This window comes from Stenotrophomonas sp. CASM101, assembly GCF_049384845.1.
Classification (GTDB): Bacteria; Pseudomonadota; Gammaproteobacteria; order Xanthomonadales; family Xanthomonadaceae; genus Stenotrophomonas; species Stenotrophomonas hibiscicola.
Genome location: NZ_JBMRFR010000001.1, coordinates 470,341 through 488,018, shown reverse-complemented (window position 1 = coordinate 488,018; position 17,678 = coordinate 470,341). Strand labels below are relative to the sequence as shown.

18 protein-coding genes are annotated in these 17,678 nt (G+C 66.1%); 7 read left to right on the top strand and 11 right to left on the bottom strand.

Annotated elements, in window-relative coordinates:
- Nucleotides 1-13: 13 nt before the first annotated feature.
- Nucleotides 14-1,768, bottom strand: a complete 1,755-nt coding sequence (locus VG543_RS02415) for a peptide MFS transporter (protein WP_423177629.1) — start codon at nt 1,766-1,768, stop codon at nt 14-16.
- A 79-nt stretch (nt 1,769-1,847) separates the two neighbouring features.
- The gene (locus VG543_RS02410) at nt 1,848-2,996 is read right to left on the bottom strand and encodes a DUF1624 domain-containing protein (RefSeq protein ID WP_423177628.1); all 1,149 of its coding nucleotides are present in this window, start codon (nt 2,994-2,996) and stop codon (nt 1,848-1,850) included.
- A gap of 199 nt (nt 2,997-3,195) precedes the next feature.
- On the opposite strand from VG543_RS02410, the gene VG543_RS02405 reads away from it, so the two are divergent.
- From VG543_RS02405 to VG543_RS02395, 3 genes are all read left to right on the top strand, one after another.
- Nucleotides 3,196-5,160, top strand: coding sequence for an OPT family oligopeptide transporter (locus VG543_RS02405; RefSeq protein WP_049435318.1), 1,965 nt, complete (start codon nt 3,196-3,198; stop codon nt 5,158-5,160).
- Nucleotides 5,161-5,367: 207 nt separating this feature from the next.
- Nucleotides 5,368-7,446 carry an alpha/beta hydrolase family protein gene (locus VG543_RS02400; protein ID WP_019659321.1) on the top strand — a complete coding sequence of 693 codons (2,079 nt, stop codon included), beginning with the start codon at nt 5,368-5,370 and terminating at the stop codon, nt 7,444-7,446.
- 136 nt (nt 7,447-7,582) lie between these two features.
- Nucleotides 7,583-8,827, top strand: coding sequence for a DUF819 domain-containing protein (locus VG543_RS02395; RefSeq protein WP_019659320.1), 1,245 nt, complete (start codon nt 7,583-7,585; stop codon nt 8,825-8,827).
- An 86-nt stretch (nt 8,828-8,913) separates the two neighbouring features.
- Here the strand turns inward: VG543_RS02395 and VG543_RS02390 are convergent, their stop codons facing one another.
- Genes VG543_RS02390 through VG543_RS02370 form a run of 5 tightly spaced genes read right to left on the bottom strand, consistent with a single transcriptional unit; the run spans nt 8,914 to nt 11,937 of the window.
- Nucleotides 8,914-9,393 (bottom strand): hypothetical protein, encoded by a 480-nt coding sequence (locus VG543_RS02390; protein WP_058979833.1) that lies wholly within the window; start codon nt 9,391-9,393, stop codon nt 8,914-8,916.
- Nucleotides 9,394-9,439: 46 nt separating this feature from the next.
- Entirely contained in the window at nt 9,440-9,700 is a 261-nt protein-coding gene (gene minE, locus VG543_RS02385) for a cell division topological specificity factor MinE (protein WP_005408532.1), read from the bottom strand.
- 2 nt (nt 9,701-9,702) lie between these two features.
- Nucleotides 9,703-10,512 (bottom strand): septum site-determining protein MinD, encoded by an 810-nt coding sequence (gene minD, locus VG543_RS02380; RefSeq protein ID WP_019659318.1) that lies wholly within the window; start codon nt 10,510-10,512, stop codon nt 9,703-9,705.
- Nucleotides 10,513-10,549: 37 nt separating this feature from the next.
- On the bottom strand, nt 10,550-11,395 hold the full coding sequence (gene minC / locus VG543_RS02375; RefSeq protein ID WP_164143875.1) for a septum site-determining protein MinC: 846 nt from the start codon (nt 11,393-11,395) through the stop codon (nt 10,550-10,552).
- Nucleotides 11,341-11,937 carry a GNAT family N-acetyltransferase gene (locus tag VG543_RS02370; RefSeq protein WP_019659316.1) on the bottom strand — a complete coding sequence of 199 codons (597 nt, stop codon included), beginning with the start codon at nt 11,935-11,937 and terminating at the stop codon, nt 11,341-11,343. Before VG543_RS02370 ends, minC begins: the two co-directional genes overlap by 55 nt.
- Before the next feature lie 151 nt (nt 11,938-12,088).
- Between VG543_RS02370 and VG543_RS02365 the strand changes: the two genes are divergently transcribed.
- From VG543_RS02365 to VG543_RS02350, 4 genes are all read left to right on the top strand, one after another.
- Complete coding sequence (locus VG543_RS02365; RefSeq protein WP_423177626.1) at nt 12,089-13,291, top strand: sensor histidine kinase; 1,203 nt, start codon at nt 12,089-12,091, stop codon at nt 13,289-13,291.
- On the top strand, nt 13,291-13,932 hold the full coding sequence (locus tag VG543_RS02360) for a response regulator (protein ID WP_021203109.1): 642 nt from the start codon (nt 13,291-13,293) through the stop codon (nt 13,930-13,932). Before VG543_RS02365 ends, VG543_RS02360 begins: the two co-directional genes overlap by 1 nt.
- A gap of 234 nt (nt 13,933-14,166) precedes the next feature.
- Entirely contained in the window at nt 14,167-15,240 is a 1,074-nt protein-coding gene (locus VG543_RS02355) for an SRPBCC family protein (protein WP_021203110.1), read from the top strand.
- A gap of 104 nt (nt 15,241-15,344) precedes the next feature.
- Complete coding sequence (locus VG543_RS02350; protein WP_019659313.1) at nt 15,345-15,716, top strand: DUF423 domain-containing protein; 372 nt, start codon at nt 15,345-15,347, stop codon at nt 15,714-15,716.
- A 159-nt stretch (nt 15,717-15,875) separates the two neighbouring features.
- Here VG543_RS02350 and VG543_RS02345 read toward each other — a convergent pair whose 3' ends face one another.
- Genes VG543_RS02345 through VG543_RS02330 form a run of 4 tightly spaced genes read right to left on the bottom strand, consistent with a single transcriptional unit; the run spans nt 15,876 to nt 17,647 of the window.
- A complete protein-coding gene (locus VG543_RS02345) occupies nt 15,876-16,685 on the bottom strand; it encodes a D-alanyl-D-alanine carboxypeptidase family protein (protein ID WP_134730370.1) in 810 nt (269 codons plus the stop codon).
- Between the two features lie 9 nt (nt 16,686-16,694).
- A complete protein-coding gene (locus VG543_RS02340) occupies nt 16,695-17,288 on the bottom strand; it encodes a PH domain-containing protein (RefSeq protein ID WP_019659311.1) in 594 nt (197 codons plus the stop codon).
- Between the two features lie 3 nt (nt 17,289-17,291).
- Nucleotides 17,292-17,471, bottom strand: a complete 180-nt coding sequence (locus VG543_RS02335) for a DUF4177 domain-containing protein (RefSeq protein ID WP_019659310.1) — start codon at nt 17,469-17,471, stop codon at nt 17,292-17,294.
- Entirely contained in the window at nt 17,468-17,647 is a 180-nt protein-coding gene (locus VG543_RS02330) for a hypothetical protein (protein ID WP_019659309.1), read from the bottom strand. The genes VG543_RS02335 and VG543_RS02330 overlap by 4 nt, the downstream gene beginning before the upstream one ends.
- Nucleotides 17,648-17,678 lie beyond the last annotated feature (31 nt).

Below are 17,678 nucleotides of genomic sequence, written 5' to 3'. Positions count from 1 at the left end.
GCCTGCACCGGGCTTACTTGACCCCGTGCATCATCTTCTTCAGCAGCGGCGCGGCAATGAAGGCGGCCAGCGCACAGCCCAAGCCGATCCACATCAGCAGCCAGAACAGGTGCGCATAGGCGCCGGCGGCGGCCACCATGTCCAGCGATTCGCCTTCCGGCACCTCGATCGCGGCCAGCTTGCCGAACAGCGCGGCCAGCGTCTCCGAGAAGGCGGTGGCGAGGAACCAGGTGCCCATCATCAGGCTCATCACCCGCGGCACGGCCAACTGGGTGACCGCCGACAGGCCGACCGGCGACAGGCACATCTCGCCACTGGCCAGCAGGAAGTAGGCCAGCACCAGCCACCACACACTGGCCATCTCGCCGGTAGCGCCGACCTGCTGTGCGGCCAGTGCCAGCGGCACGAACGACAGCGCGCCGATCACCAGACCCCAGGCCGATTTGACCGGCTTGCCCGGTTCCCAGCCGCGGCGGTCCATCCACGTCCACAGTGCGGCGAAGGCCGGTGCCAGCAGCACCAGGAACAGGCCACCCAGGTAGGTCAGCGAGCCTGCGGTCTGCGGGATCACCAGGCAGTCGCGCACCAGCAGCACCAGCATCAGCACGACGATGGCGGCGAAGAACGTGCGCGGCGCAGCCGAGCCCGGGCGCCGTTCCGACAGGCGCGCGCTGACCACGAAGCCGAGCGGTGCCAGCAGCAGCGAGAGAATCGACCACGGCAGCGGCGTGCCGCCGGTGATCACCAGCGAGGGCACGATGTCCTTGGTCAGCAGGCGGTCGGTGAAGGTCACCCACGAGCCGTAGGACTGCTCGTACATCGTGAAGAACACCAGCGCCATGAAGATCAGCACCATCAGCGCGATCATCTGCTGACGCTGCACCGGCGTGCATTTCGTGCCGGTGAACCAGGCGAACCAGACCAGCACGCCGCCCAGCACCACCAGCATCAGCATCAGCGCCAGGCTGATTTCACCGCCCAGCGCGAACGCGCCATTGCCGGCGGCCCACATCAGCCAGGCGACCGGCAGCACACCGAGCACCGCGCACAGGTAGATCAGCCATTCGCGCGGCAGGCCCAGCACCTTCTGTTTCAGCGCTGCCGGCTGCGGCGGTTCGGCGTGGCCCTGCAGGTATTTCTGGCCCCACAGGAACATCGCCAGGCCGGCCAGCATGCCGATGCCGGCCGCACCAAAACCGTACTTCCAGCCATAGGCCTCGCCGAGGAAGCCGCAGACCAGCGAAGAGAACAATGCACCGAGGTTGATGCCTGCGTAGAACAGGGAGAAGCCCGAGTCGCGGCGCGGGTCGTCCTTGGCGTACAGCTTGCCGACGATGGTGGAGATGTTCGGCTTCAGGAAGCCGACACCCATGATGATCAGCGCCAGCGACAGGTAGGTCACCGCCAGCGCCGAGGTGTCGCGCACCACTTCTCCGTTGACCCGGTAGGCTGCATGGCCCTCGAAGGCCATGCCGAGGTGGCCGAGCACCAGCAGGATGCCGCCGAACAGCACCGCCCGGCGCATGCCCAGCCAGCGGTCGGCCAGCATGCCGCCGAACACCGGGATGCAGTACACCAGGCCGCCGTAGGCGCCGAGCAGGTCCAGGCCGGCCTTGTCGCCGAACAGGTGGTATTTGGTCAGGTACAGCAGCAGCAGCGCCTTCATGCCGTAGAAGGAGAAGCGCTCCCACATTTCAGTGAAGAAGCAGACGTAGACGCCCTTGGGGTGGCCCAGGAAATCGTCGGAAGCGATAGCGGTGGAATTCATCGCGGAATTATAGGCCTGTGGCCCGATCCGCTTTCAGTGGATCCACGCCATGCGTGGATTGCCGGACTGGTCAGGGCGATCACAGGTATCGCAACCACGGCAGATCGCGCCTTCGCGCTTTGAACCGCGCGAAGGCCCGCGTCGGCGGGTACAGCACCACCGCCAGCGCACAGGCCACCAGCAGCAGGCCGGTCACCGAATCCAGTGCGTACAGGTCACCGTGCGTCGGTCCCCAGATCGCCAGCGCGGCCAGGTACAGCCCCTTCAGCACATACAGGTGCAGCAGGTAGAAGAACATCGGCGCGGCGCCGATATCGGCCAGCGGGCGCAGCGCAAGCGCCAGGGGCGGCCATTCGTACAGGCGCAGCAACAGCAGGCCCACGCCCAGGGTCAGCAGCAGGAACTGCAATGACGGCGGGTACTTGGTGATGTTGAGGATGCTCAGCCAGGTGCGCAGCGTGGTGGTCTGGTACTGCCACGGTGCATCCCCGTACTGGTTGGCGAACCGCAGCAGTGCGAACAGGGCCAGCGCGCCGATGCCTGCCCACAGCAGCCAGCGCTGGCGCTGCTCTGGCGCGCGCTCGCGACCGAACCACGGCCCCATCAGGTAGCCCAGTGCGATCACCCCGATCCACGGCAGCAGCGGATAGGACGTGCGCAGGCGCAGCGCACCGGCCTCGATCCAGTCGCGCTGGTGCAGCACTTTCCACAGCACCGCCAGCAGGCCATTGCCTTGCACCCGTAAGCCGTCGAACAGGTTGTGCCCGGCCACCACCGCGATTGCCAGCACCAGCAGTGCCGGGCGTGGCAGCCAAAGCAGCCCGGCCAGCGCGATCATGCTCAGCCCGATGGCCCAGATCACCTGCAGGTACAGCGTGTCCGGCGGCAGCTGGAAGGTCCAGGCGAAGTTCACCAGGGTAAGTTCCAGCACGACCAGGAACAGCCCGCGCTTGAGCAGGAAGGCTGCGGTGGCCCGGCGCGGATCCGCCTGGCGCTGGCCGTACAGCCAGGCCGACAGGCCGGTCAACAGGACGAACACGGGCGCACACAGGTGCGCCAGCAGACGGCAGGTGAACAGCGCAGGGGAGACCGTCGCCGCGTCCATCGGGTCGCTTACCTGGTGCTGCAGGAAGAAGGTCTCGCGCACGTGGTCGAGCAACATCAGCAGCATCACGGTGCCGCGCAGCTGGTCGACGGAGGCCAGGCGAGGGGAGGGGGAAGGGGGCATGCGATGCAGTAACAACAAGGTAGCATTAAGATATAACATATCATTTGCTGTGTGCCCAACCGGACTTTGCCGGGTCGGTCGATTGCCGGTCTACTTACTGGCCCATTGCGCTGCAGCACACGCCCCATCCTTTGGCACGCTGGACTTGATCTGTCCTGAACGCTAGCGTGGCAGGGATTTTTTGCCAGCAGGGGCTTCCATGAACCACGACGCTGCGCCCAAGCAGCTCACCTTCCGCGCAGTGGCCCTGGCCATCGTGCTGGCGGTGGTGCTGTCGGCCGCAAACGCCTACCTCGGCCTGTTCGCAGGCCTGACCATCGCCACCGCCATTCCCGCCGCGGTGATTTCCATGGGCGTGCTGCGCCTGCTGGGCGGTGGCTCCATCCTTGAAAACAACATCGTGCAGACTGGCGCTTCGGCCGGTTCGTCGATCGCCGCCGGCGTGATCTTCACCATCCCCGCGCTGGTGATCATGGGCTACTGGCCGGACTTCAAGTACTGGTGGGTGCTGGGCATCGCCGGCCTCGGCGGCCTGCTGGGCGTGCTGTTCTCGGTGCCGCTGCGCCGTTCGATGATCGTCGAAGATCCGCTGCCGTTCCCGGAAGGCAAGGCGGCGGCCGAAGTGCTCAAGGCCGGCGAGAACCCGGGCCCGGGCCTGAAGATCCTCGGCCTGTCGGCGGTGATCGGCGCCTTCGTCAAGCTGGCCGCGGAAAGCGGCATGCGCCTGATTCCAGATGCCTGGGCCACCTCGGCCTATGTCGGCAGCTCCAAGGTCACCGCCTTCATCGGTACCAACCTGTCACCGGCGTTGCTGGGCGTGGGGTACATCGTCGGCCTCAACGTCGGCATCGTGGTGGTGTCCGGTTCGATCCTGACCTGGCACATCGCCATCCCGATCTATCAGGCGTTCTTCATGAACACCGATCCGGCGCTGGCCGCGTCGGTTGCCGCGGCTTCGTCCACCGAGGCGGCGTTCGCCATCTGGGGCGCGAAGATGCGCTACCTGGGTGTCGGCGCGATGCTGATCGGTGGCATCTGGACCCTGATCTCGCTGCGCAAGTCGCTGCTCAACGGCGTCAAGAGCGGCTTTGCCGCCGCCCGCAAGAGCGGTGGCCCGGTGCTGGCGCATACCGAGCGCGACCTGCCGATGAAGTGGATGCTGGTTGCCCTGGTGGCGTTCGTGCTGCCGCTGCTGGCCCTGTACCAGGCCATCGTCGGCCAGTGGCACGTGTCGATCCCGATGACCCTCATCATGATCGTCGCCGGCTTCCTGTTCGTCTCGGTCTCCGCCTACCTGGCCGGCCTGATCGGTTCGTCCAACAACCCGGTCTCGGGCATCACCATCTCCACCATCCTGTTCGCCTCGGCCGTGCTGGTCGTGCTGCTGGGCGCTGACGGCCTCAAGCCGGTCGGTGCCGGCGGGGCGCCGCTGGGCGCGGTGGCCGCGATCATGATCGGTGCGGTGGTGTGCTGTGCCGCTGCGGTCGGTGGTGACAACCTGCAGGACCTCAAGGCCGGTTACATCGTCGGTGCCACCCCGTGGAAGCAGCAGCTGATGCTGGGCATCGGCGCGTTCTCGTGCGCGCTGATCATGGCCCCGGTACTGAACCTGCTGGCCACTGCCTACGGCATCGGCGTGAAGTCCGAGCTGCACCCGAACGCGCTGGCTGCGCCGCAGGCCAACCTGATGGCCTCGGTGGCCAAGGGCCTGTTTGGTGGTGAACTGCCGTGGACCTTCATCGGCATCGGTGCCGTGGTCGGTGCCGCCATCATCGCCTTCGACAGCTGGCTGAAGTCCCGCAACGCGCGCTTCCGCGTGCCGGTGCTGGCCGCCGCCATCGGCATCTACCTGCCGCTGGAACTGATGGTGCCGATCTTCCTCGGCGGCCTGATCGCCCATCTGGTCGAGCGCTTCCACAAGGTGCGCGCCGATGACGAAGAAGGCCGCGACCGCGTGCACAAGCCGGGCGTGCTGTTTGCCGCCGGCCTGATCACCGGTGAGGCACTGATGGGCATCGCCATCGCGATTCCGATCGTGGTCAGCAGCCGCGCCGATGTGCTGGCAGTGCCGTTCCACCTGCCGGGCGCACAGTGGATCGGCCTGGCCGTGCTGTTCCTGGTCGGCTGGCTGATCTACCGCACCGGCAAGTACGCCAAGGCGTAAGGGACGGCTAGTGCCGACCGCTGGCCGGCAATCCCGGAATCCCGTGATACCCCTGGTTGCCGGCCAGCGGCCGGCAGTACCGCAAACCCCGCTTCGGCGGGGTTTGCTGTTTATGGCGATTGCCCGCCTGCAGCCATGACCGATGGCCTTGGCAGCCCCGGCCATGCGGGCCTACCATCGGTTTTTTGCCGTCCTGCGGAGACCCCGATGAAACTGCGTCATGCCCTGCTGCCATTGAGCCTGCTGGCCGCCCTGCCCAGTGTTGCCGCTGCCCGTGGCCTGGAAGTCCGCGACATGGTGGCGATGGACCGCGTTTCCGCGCCGGTGCTGACCGCAGACGGTGGCACCGTGGTGTTCGCCAAGCGCAGCGTGGACGCCAACCTGAAGGCCTCCACCGCGCTGTTCGCGCGCAACCTGCGCACCCGCGACGCAGCGCCGCCAAAGCAGATCACCCCGGCCGGCTGGAACGTCAATTCCGCCTCGCTGTCGGCCGATGGCCAGACGGTGTATTTCCTGAGCGCCAAAAACGGCAGCCAGCAGCTGTACGCGCAGCCGATCAACGGTGGTACTCCGCGCCAGCTGACCGACTTCCCGGTCGACGTGGACAGCTACCACGTGTCGCCGCAGGACGACCGCGTGTTGTTCAGCGCCGGCGTGTTCCAGGCCTGCGCCTCGGACCTGGCCTGCACCGAGAAGAAGCTGAAGGAAAAGAAGGACGCCAAGGCCAGCGGCCAGGTATGGGATTCGCTGTTCGTGCGCCACTGGGACACCTGGAACGACGGCCGCCGCAACACCCTGTTCGTCGCTCCGCTGCCTGCGGCCAAGGCCGGTGCAGTCAAGGGCGCCTCGGCACTGAGCGCGACCATCGATGGGGATGCGCCGTCCAAGCCGTTCGGCGGCAATGATGACTTCGCGTGGTCGCCGGATGGCGCCAGCGTAGTGGCCAGCATCCGTGTGGCCGGCAAGCAGGAACCGTGGTCGACCAACTTCGATCTGTACCGCTTCGACGCCGCGGGCAAGCAGGCGCCGGTCAACCTGACCGCCTCCAACCCGGCCTGGGATGCCGGCCCGGTGTTCAGCGCCGACGGCAAGACGCTGTTCTATCGTGCGATGAAGCGCCCGGGCTTCGAGGCCGACCGCTTCGGCCTGATGGCGATGGACCTGGCCAGCGGCAAGACCCGCGAGATCGCGCCGCAGTGGGACCGTTCGGCGGGCGGCATCACCCTGTCCGCCGACGGCGCCAGCATCTACACCACCGCCGACGACCTCGGCGAGCATCCGCTGTTCCAGATCGACGTGGCCAGCGGCAAGGCCACCAAGCTGGTTGGCGACGGCAGCGTGACCTCGGTCGATGTGGCCGGCAACAGCGTGGCGATCACCCGCAACAGCCTGAAGAGCAACGACCAGGTGCTGGTCGGACTGCTGCCGGCCGCAGGCCAGCCGATCGGCGAACTGCGCGCGCTGACCCCGGCTGCTGGCGACGTACTCAAGGACGTGTCCTTCGGCGACTACGAACAGTTCGAGTTCAAGGGCTGGAACAACGACACCGTGCATGGCTACGTGGTCAAGCCGCACAACTATCAGGAAGGCAAGTCCTACCCGGTGGCGTTCCTGATCCATGGCGGCCCGCAGGGCAGCTTCGGCAATGGCTGGAGCTACCGCTGGAATCCGCAGACCTATGCGGGCCAGGGCTACGCGGTGGTGATGATCGACTTCCACGGCTCCACCGGCTACGGCCAAGCGTTCACCGATGCGATCAGCCAGCACTGGGGCGACCGCCCGCTGGAAGACCTGCAGAAGGGCTGGGATGCGGCGCTGAAGAAGTATTCCTTCCTCAACGGTGACAAGGCCTGTGCGCTGGGCGCCAGCTACGGCGGCTTCATGGTCAACTGGATCGCCGGCAACTGGAACAGCCCGTTCAAGTGCCTGGTCAACCACGACGGCGTGTTCGACCAGCGCATGATGGGCTACGCCACCGAAGAACTGTGGTTCACCGAGTGGGAGCAGGGCGGCACGCCGTACCAGAAGGCCGCGAACTACGAGAAGTTCAACCCGGTCAACCACGTGGCGGACTGGAAGAAGCCGATCCTGGTCATCCACGGCCAGCAGGACTTCCGCATCCCGGTCGAGCAGGGCCTGGCCGCGTTCACCGCCGCCCAGCGCCAGGGCATCGAATCGAAGTTCCTGTACTTCCCGGATGAAAACCACTGGGTGCTCAAGCCGAACAACAGCATCCTGTGGCATGACACCGTCAATGCCTGGCTGAAGCAGCACATCGGCAACTGATGGTTGCGGCGCCGCTCTCCGGGGCGGCGCTTCTGTTTCACCATCTGCTTTACCGGTGGGTGCCGACCGTTGGTCGGCACACCTTATCTGCCGCCAACAGCAGCCGGCCAGCGGCCGGCTCTACCAGAGCGCCTGCATGCCTTCGACTGCCCTGATCCAGAACGACATCGTCGTCTTCGGTTTGATCGCCGCCACGCTCGGCGCCGTTTTCTGGACCGCCTCGCGCGAGCAGGGCCTGTGGAAACGCTTCTACACCTTCGTGCCGGCGCTGCTGCTGTGCTACCTGATTCCCGGCATCTACAACACCGTCGGCCTGATCGACGGGCAGAACACCCGGCTCTACAACCCGATCGCACGCGACATCCTGCTGCCGGCGGCGCTGATCCTGCTGACCCTGGCGGTGGACATCAAGGGCATCCTGCGGCTGGGCCCGAAGCTGGTGCTGATGTACCTGGGGGCATCGGCCAGCATCATGCTCGGGGCGGTCGTGGCCTTCCTGCTGATGCGCGCCGTGCATCCGGAAACCGTGGCCGGTGACACCTGGGCCGGCATGGCTGCGTTGGCCGGCAGCTGGATCGGTGGTGGCGCCAACATGCTGGCGATGCGCGAAGTGTTCGACGTCAACGCGACCACCTTCGGCCAGTTCGCCGTGGTCGACGTGGGTGTCGGCTATGTGTGGATGGCGGCGCTGATCTTCCTCGCCGGTCGTGCGGCGAAGATCGATGCACGCAGTGGCGCCGATACCTCGGCCATCGATGAACTGAAGGAGCGCATCGCGCGCTTCCAGGCCGAGCATGAGCGCATTCCCAGCCTCACCGATCTGATGCTGATCGTGGCCGTGGCCTTCGGTGGCGTCGGACTGGCACACGCGATCGGTGCGCCCTTGGCGGCGTGGTTCAAGGCAAATGTCAGCTGGGCCGCGCAGTTCAGCCTGGACGCACCGTTCGTGTGGGTGGTGGTGCTGTCGACCACCCTGGGCCTGAGCCTGAGTTTCACCCGCGCACGCAACCTGGAAGGCGCGGGTGCCTCGCGTCTGGGTTCGTTGCTGCTGTACTTCCTGATCGCCTGCATCGGCATGCAGATGGATCTGCTGGCGTTGCTGGACCGCCCGTGGCTGTTCCTGCTCGGCCTGATCTGGATCGCCGTGCACATCGTGCTGCTGTGGTGCCTGGGCAAGCTGCTGAAGGTGCCGTTCTTCTATTTCGCCATCGGTTCGCAGTCGAACATCGGTGGCCCGGCCTCGGCGCCGGTGGTGGCCGCCGCGTTCCATCCGGCGCTGGCGCCGGTGGGCGTGCTGCTGGGCACGATGGGCTATGCCACCGGCACCTACCTGGCCTACATCGTCGGTATTACCCTGCGCGCGCTGGCCGGGCAGGGCTGATGGGGTGGTGCCGGCCGCTGGCCGGCAACCTCATGAACCCGTGAAGCATCACCTGGTTGCCGGCCAGCGGCCGGCACTACCGAGCGTTACGCCACCGGCAACCCGCGTTCGACCAACCACGCCTTCGCGTCTTCGGCGTCCTGTTCGAACCATGCCTGTGTAGACCCCAGCCGATACGTGTACCCCCAGGCGTCCATGTCGGCCATCAACCGCGCGCTGCCAACACCCGGCAGCTGCCCGGCCAGCACGATCTGCAGGTAGCAGGTGGCATCTTCCTCGGCCACCGAGTCGGTGGCGTCGGTATGCACCTGCGCACGCCGCTCCGGCGGCAGCACGATCAGGTGGCAGGCTTCGTGCAGCATCGAATGCACGGGCGTGTCGTCGCGCACGTACACGTTGCTGGCGATGATGCCGGCCTCTGGCTCGCCCCAGTAACTGCCGGGAATCGGTTCGCCGGGCGCCACGTGGTGCAGCCGCAGGCCATGCGCGGCGAGCAGGCGCTGCGCGTCGGCGAAGGCGATGTCGCCCACGCAGGTGATGCCCACGGTGGTTGTCGTATCGGTCATGCAGGTCACGCAGCCCCGCCCATGCAGGCACGGGCGGGGCGGGGGATCAGGGTTTGTCCGGGCCTTCAGGCAGCGCCACGGAGATGTCCAGCACGTCGTGCTGGCCATCCTTCACCAGGTCGACCTTCACCGCATCGACGTCGATGTTCACGTACTTCTTGATCACTTCCAGCAACTCGCGCTGCAGCAGGGGCAGGTAGTCCGGGCCACCGCGGTGGCTGCGTTCCTGCGCGATGATGATCTGCAGGCGGTTCTTTGCGGTTTCGGCGGTGGTCTTCTTCGCTTTGAGGAAATCGAACAGGCCCATGCTTACCCTCCGAACAGCTTGCTGAAGAAGCCCTTCTTCTCCACGGTGGTGAAGCGCATCGGCCGCTCCTCGCCAAGGATGCGCGCGACAGCGTCCTCATAGGCCTGGCCGGCTGCGGATTCGACATCCAGGATGACCGGCTCGCCCTTGTTGGAGGCATTGAGCACGTCACCCGACTCGGGGATCACGCCGATCGCCTTCAGCCCCAGCACTTCCTCGACGTCGGCAATGCTGAGCATCTCGCCGGTTTCCACGCGCAGCGGGGTATAGCGGGTCAGCAGCAGGAACGCGGGCACGTTCTGCCCGGATTCGGCCTTGTGGGTCTTCGAATCCAGCAGCCCGATGATGCGGTCGGAGTCGCGCACGGAGGACACTTCCGGGTTCACCACCACCACGGCGCGGTCGGCGAAGTACATCGCCAGGAAGGCACCCTTTTCGATACCCGCCGGCGAGTCGCAGATGATGTAGTCGAAGCCGTCGGCGGCCAGGTCCTTCAGAACCTTGCCCACGCCTTCCTGGGTCAGTGCGTCCTTGTCGCGGGTCTGCGAGGCGGCCAGCACGTACAGGTTGTCGAAGCGCTTGTCCTTGATCAGGGCCTGTTTGAGGGTGGCTTCGCCGTGCACGACGTTGACGAAGTCGTACACCACGCGGCGTTCGCAGCCCATGATCAGGTCGAGGTTGCGCAGGCCGACGTCGAAGTCGATCACCGCCACCTTCTTGCCGCGCCTCGCCAGGCCACAGGCCAGGCTCGCGCTGGAAGTGGTCTTGCCCACGCCGCCCTTGCCGGAGGTGACTACGATGATTTCAGCCAAAGGACTTCTCCTGGTTCTGCATTAGTTTGGAGCTGCGTCAGTCCAGCGCAGCGATCTTGACCTGGTCCTGTTCCAGCCATACCTGCACGGCCTTGCCGCGCAGGTTGTCCGGGACATCGTCCAGTACCTTGTAGTGGCCTGCAATGGCCACCAGTTCCGCATGGAAATCACGGCAGAAGATGCGTGCCGCGGTGTTGCCCTGCGCCCCTGCCAGCGCGCGGCCGCGCAGGGTGCCGTAGATATGGATGCTGCCGTCGGCGATGACTTCGGCGCCGGCGCCGACGGTAGCCATCACGGTGAGGTCGCAGTTTTCAGCGTACAGCTGCTGGCCCGAGCGTACGTTGCCCAGCTGCATGCGGCCCGGCTGCGGTGCCGCAGCGCCGGCAATCCTGGCTGTCGGCGCGGCCGGCGCCGGCTTCGGTTCGGCGCGCGCTGCGCGGCGCGGTTCCGGAGCGGGCGGGGGCGGGGGCGGCTCGGCCTCGGCTCGCTCGTACTGGGCGCGGAACTTGGCCAGCAGCGGCAGTCCGAGCTGCTGCGAGAGCAGGTCGACCGCGCTGGTGCCATAGGCCAGCGCCACCGGCAGCACGCCGGCGCTGCGCAGGCCATCGACCAGCGCTTGCGCCGTGGCCACGTCCGGTACCTGGCTCAGGCCGCCGAAGTCGAGGATCACCGCGGCGCGGCCGAACAGCTTCGGCGCCCGGGTAACGCGTTCGCGCATTTCCTGCACGAGGCGTTCGACGTCAAGCGTACGGATGCGCAGGTTGGCGATGCCCACCTGGCCGATCTTCAGTTCACCGGCCTGTTCGTAATCGAAATTCACCGCCACGCTCAGGTCCCCGTCGGCCGCTGTGCCTGCGCCGGCAGCTGCCGGGCACGTGTCCATGCCACATCCGGCAGCTTGCCGCCGTAGGTCTCCTTCACCCACGGGTAGCTGCACAGTTCCTTGGCCAGCATGCTGGCGCGCACATCGACCTGCGGCATGGTGTTCTGGCCCAGCTCGCGGAAGCCGAAGCTGCCGTGGAAGAGCAGGGCGGCATCGGCGCCATGGTCGAGGAAGACCTCGCAGGTCATCTGCGGGTAGCGCAGCTCGGCGAAGCTCTGCGCATCGGCATAGAACGCGCGACCGACGCCACCACCACGGCGGCGGCTGGCAACCACGATGCGGTCGATATAGAAGAACGGGGCGTCCAGCTGCTGCTTGAACCAGGCAAAGTTGCTGCTGTCGTGCTGGCTGTCGCTGCCGAAGCCGATCAGGAAGCCGGCAAGGTTGCCGTCGCGCTCGGCGACGCGGAAATACTCAGCGGTTTCATAGAACAGGCGCAGGCGGGCCGCATCCAGGGGAAGGATGGCCAGGCCAGCGTTGTTGTTCAAAGCCAGGACGGAATCGAGCTCGTGCTCGCGCACGTCGCGGATGACAATCGACATTGTGACTCCGTGGGGTAACGCGGTTGGTCCGTCAGGGGACCCTGCGCACGATTATTGCATGCCCGGGGTGGGCTGCGGCATGAACAGGGGGGCGCGGATGCATGACTTCCGTGGGAGTGCGCGACGCAGGCCGGGCCCGTAGAGTGCTGGCATGTTGGGAGTCCTCAGCCATACCCGCGTTCTCCGTCTGGCCGGCCTGTTCACCTGGGTCATGGTCGGCCTTCCATTGGCGTATTCGCAGTTCGAGAACCTGCACAGCCGCAGCGATATGGGCGGCTGGGCGATCCTGCTGTTTGTCGCCTACCTGTCCTTCGGCGCGGCGTACTATTGGCTGACCCGCCTGCTGCGCAGCGACAGCGGCAGCCACACCAGCTGGCTGGACCGCGGCCTGCTGCTGCTGCTGACGGTCTCGGCGCTGGGCGTCAGTTTCCTCAGCGGCTCGGGCCTTGGCAGCATCCTGATGATGGTGGCTGCCGGCGTCATTCCGTGGATGCTTTCGGTACGCCTGTGCGTGCTGTGGCTGCTGGTCAGCCAGCTGGCGGTGGCGCCGGTCTATTACTTGCTGCTGCGCTTCCCGCTGTTCGAAGCGGTGATGCAGTCGTTGCTGTATGGCGGCTTTTCCATGTTCATCTTCGTGACCAGCCTTGTTGCGAGACAGCAGACCGAGGCCCGCGACGAACAGCGCAGGCTCAATTCAGAGCTGCGCGCCACCCGTGCCCTCCTGGCCGAGAGCGCCCGCGTCAACGAGCGCACCCGTATTTCGCGGGAGCTGCATGACCTTCTGGGGCATCAGCTGACCGCGCTGACCCTGAACCTGGAAGTGGCAGGCCACCTGGCCGAAGGCCAGGCGCTGGACCACGTGAAGCGCTCGCATGCCCTGGCCAAGCTGCTGCTGGGCAACGTGCGCGAGGTGGTCAGCCAGCTGCGCGAGACCGGTGCCATCGATCTGGCCGCGGCGCTGCGCCCGCTGACCGAGAACGTGCCCTCGCTGGACATCCAGCTGGACATCGAGGATCCACTGAACGTGGAGGACCCGCAGCGGGCCCACGTGCTGCTGCGGTGTACCCAGGAGATCATCACCAACGCGGTGCGCCATGCCGGTGGCCGCCACCTGTGGATCAAGGTGTACCGTGAAGCCCCCGACCAGGTGGTGGTGGAGGCCCGCGACGACGGCGTCGGCGCGGATACGGTCAATGTGGGCAATGGCTTGCGCGGCATGCGCGAGCGACTGCAACAATGTGGTGGCCAGCTGCAGGTCGAGACCCGGCCCGGTGAAGGCTTCCGGCTGCGGGCGACGGTACCGGCAACGGTGCTGGTGGCCGCCCTTACCAAGGTTCCTGAAGGAGTGCGTTGATGATTCGCGTCTGCCTGGTCGACGACCAAACCCTGGTGCGGCAGGGAATCCGCTCCCTGCTGGCGCTCGACGACGGCATCGAGGTGGTGGCCGAGGCCGGCGACGGCCGCCAGGCGGTGGAGCTGATACCGCAGGTGCGACCGGACGTGGTGCTGATGGACATGCGCATGCCGGTGATGTCCGGGCTGGAGGCGCTGCAGGTCCTGTCGCGTCAGGACCTGCTGCCGCCGACCATCATCCTCACCACTTTCGACGATGACCAGCTGGTGCTGGCCGGGCTTAAGGCCGGCGCCAAGGGTTACCTGCTCAAGGACGTGACCCTGGCACAGCTGGTCGGTGCCATCCGCACCGTGGCCGACGGCGGTTCGCTGGTGCAGCCGGCCGTGACCCAGCGGCTGCTGTCCGGCCTGGAGCACATGCGCAACGAGTTTGTCAGCCTGGACCGTCCGGACCCGTTGACCGACCGCGAGACCGAGATCCTGCGCCTCATGGCCAGCGGCTTCTCCAACAAGGAGATTGCCAATTCGCTGGGGGTGGCCGAAGGCACCATCAAGAACCACGTGTCCAACATCCTTTCCAAGCTGGGCGTGCGCGACCGTACCCGCGCCGTATTGAAGGCGTTCGAGCTGCAGCTGGTGTGAGGAAATTCTTTTCAGGACAATGACTTGAGGTCCATTCATGGCCCTCCGGCGGGGTTGCCCCCTACTTCAGGGGCGTCGGTATGCGGTACCCTTCGATTTCTTTGTCCATACAAATACGCAGCCGGCACGGAAACCGGTGCGCCAATCCCGATAAACAATGCCCGCGAAGCCTGCTAGGATTGGCGCTTCGCTTCAATCAACCCGGCCGTGGGATCGGCCCCGGAGACTCTCTGAATGACCCGTATTATCGAGTTCCTGATCGCCTTGGGGATCGTGGCTGGCCTGTTCGTCATCATTGGCGTATGTCTGCCGGGCGAGCGTCACATCACCGAAAGCATCGAGACCAACCGCAAGATGACGATCGTGTACGACACGGTCAGCAGCCTGCGCCGCTTCAAGGACTGGAACCCGCTGGTACTGCGCGATCCCGCCGTTGAACTGAAGCTGTCCGGCCCGGCTTCCGGCGTCGGTGCCACCCTCGACTTCACCTCCAAGGACCTGGGCACCGGTTCCTGGAAGATCACCGAAGCCGAAGAGAACAAGCGTGTTGCGATCGCCATCGATGACGCCACCAAGGGTCACGACAAGATCACCACCTTCACCCTGGAGCCGACCGGCAAGGGTGGCCGTAACGTCAAGATCACCCAGGACTACTCGGTGAAGTACGGCTTCGACCTGTTCGGCCGTTATGCCGGCCTGTATGTCAGCCGCCAGATCGGCGACGACATCAAGATGGGCCTGTCGCGCATGGCCAACATGCTGGCCACCGTCCCGAACGTCGACTACCGCACGCCGGAAGCCCCGCTGACCGATCTGGGCATCGTCGATGTGCCGGCTGAGGACCTGCTGGTCGTCAACGCCGGTAACGTGGACCGCGGTCAGGACACGATCACCAAGTCCATCAAGGACAACCAGGAGTGGATCAAGCGCGTGATGGAGGCCAATGGCCTTGAAGCCGCCGGTCCGTTCCGCATCATCACCACCGACTTCGGCCAGGAGAAGTACGCCTTCGACATCGCCCAGCCGGTGAAGAAGAAGGGTGCTGAAGGTGCCACCGCTGAAGAGCTGACCGTCAAGATCGACGGCGGCGCGCCGGTCAAGTACGTGCATGTGGCTCCGCACCGTTCGGCGCATGCGGCCTACACCGGCCACATGGCGGGTCTTGACGTGGCCCGCAACGGCCTGCGTGCCTGGGCGGTGACCTCCGGCAACGAAGTGATCGACCGTCCGTACGAAACCTGGAAGGACGGCATCGACAAGTCGTTCACCCCGGAAGGTACCTACGACATCTACTGGGCCGTCAAGTAAGCTTCGGCTGACCCATGTAGTGCTGGACACGAAAACGCGCCGCTCATTGCGGCGCGTTTTTTTTTCATCTGGCGCCCGGCAAGGGCGCTGCGCAAGGAGCCCACATGTTCAATCTCGAACGTCGCGCACGTAAGCCTTCGCTGCTGGCCTGCCTGGGGGCACTGCTGGCCGCCGCCTCGATCGGCCTGTCCGCCTATGCATCGCATGGCGTGGCTGATCCGCTGGCGCAGCAGCATCTGAACATGGCGGCGCTGTATGCGTTCGCGCACGGTGCGGTACTGGTGGCGCTGGGGCCGCGCGCGCAGGGAGCGATCGCGCACCTTGCGCTGTACGTGCTGCTGCTGGGTGTGCTGTTGTTTTCCGGCAGCCTGGTGGGTGGTGCGCTGTGGCAGTGGCCGACGCGGATGGCACCGATCGGCGGCACCAGCATGATGGCCGGATGGGTGTTGCTGGCGATCAATGCGTTGAGGCGGTGACGGCAGCGGAGATCGGCCAAGCACGACACCGCTGCGCCGTCAGCTTCTGTAGAGCCGAGCCATGCTCGGCTTCGAGCGAAGCGACCCGCTTTTGTCTTTGCTGTCTTGTTCCATCCCGCGGCCACGCGCTGACCGCTCCAGGCTTTCGCCACGAGGGGCTCAGCCGTTGGCCGGTCTCCAGCACCAGTGCCAGGGTTCGTAGACGATGCCGTGCGGGTTGTCGCGTGGGTAACTCAGATGGAAGCCATGCCCGCCGGCATGCACCTGCAGCCAGGCGAACGCGTCGGTGGCTTCGAACGATTCTTCGGCCGGCGCATCGCCAGGTGTGCCGATGTCCAGCGCGTAGCCGCTGTGGTGTTCGCTGAAACCCGGGGCGGCATTGACCTTCAGGATCTCTGCCACGCTCAAGCCGCGCGCCAGCTTCCGCTCGAAGATGCCCAACTGGTAGGCATGGCTGCGGAAGCCGGAGATGGCGTCCAGCGCAATTCCATCCTGTGCCGCGTGCAGTCGCATCCGCCGCCAGCCCTGCGCGGCGGCACGGTGCAGCCACAACGGGCGGGCGAAGCGGTCGCGGCCGGCGAAGTGCAGCAGGCAGGGTTCGGGTTCGAGCGGCAGCCCGCTGTCGCCGGCATAGCGCTGTGCATCCAGGCCAAGCTGCTGCAGGCGCTGCTGCAGGCCTGCCAGTGGCAACCACTGATCCTCCAGCACGGCGCCGAACGGACGCGCCGCTGCTGCATCCAGCAGCGCCAATGCGTCCTCCACCCCTGGCTCGCGTGCCAGGCGCGGCACCATGGCGTGAACCCCGCGCGCCAGTACCGCCGCGAGGTAGCGGCCATCGCGCTTGCGCCGCAGCACCCAGTGTGCCTGCGACAGCAGGCGTGCATCCAGGTTGCTGCGTGCACGCAGCAGGTGCGCGGGCCACAGCTCGATGGCCTCGGTGTTGATCAGCAGGGGGGCGCGTCGTTGCATCTCAGCAGCTTACTGCCGTGGCGCCGACGCGGCCACTTTGTGCAGCGCATCGAGCAGCGCCTGCGGCCGGTCCACGCTGAGCAGCAGCGTGCTGCCGTCACTGACCGGCAGGGCGAGGACACGCGCACGATCGGTGACCAGAGCGAAGCCCTTGCCGCCCCCGTGCAGGCGGAAGTGGCCGGAATAGAAGCCTGGCACTGAATAGCCATTGGTTTTGACACGGATGCCGTAGCGGCGGTCACGCTGCAGGTCGACCACCTCGGCCTGGTCCAGCCGCAGCTGTGCCACCGGGACGCGGCGGCGGTACATCGTCGAGCGCACATCCAGCACGTTGTCGTCCAGTTCCACCCGGCGACGGAAGAATGCTGCGCCCAACCCGATGCCGAGTACCGCGATCACCAGCAGACTCCAGGCGGCACTGCCACCCATCCGGAACCAGGGCGGCGACAGCGCTACTTCGATCCAAGGGGCACTGGCCGGCGCCTTGTACAGCTGTGCGTACACGCACGCCACGAAGGCAGCCAGCAGCGGAAGCACGATCCAGAGCACGCGCAACGGCGAGCTCTCGGCCACTTCAAACGTCTTCGGGTCGCTGCCGCCCATGCGTCAGGCCTCCTTCTTGAACACCAGCATCGCCGGGCGCATCGGCGCCGGGATGATGATGTTGACCAGTTCCCAGCCCAGTTGGCCCTGGCGGCTGAGTTCGGCCTGGATGTCCTCGGCCTTGAGCAGGCCCATCATGGACGTCTTGACCTCGATGGTCTGGTAGCTCCAACGCTTGCTCATTCCTTGTCCTCCGACGATGGCGCGGGTTTCGGCAGGCGTCCCGCCTTGCGCAGGGCGTCGCGCAGCACGTATTCGATCTGCGCGTTGAGGCTGCGCAGTTCGTCATCAGCCCAGCGCTGCGCAGCAGCCAGGACGTCGGCATTGATGCGCAGCGGGTAGGCTTTCTTCTCACTCATGGGGGCTCCTGGCGGGGCGGTGGGGCACCCC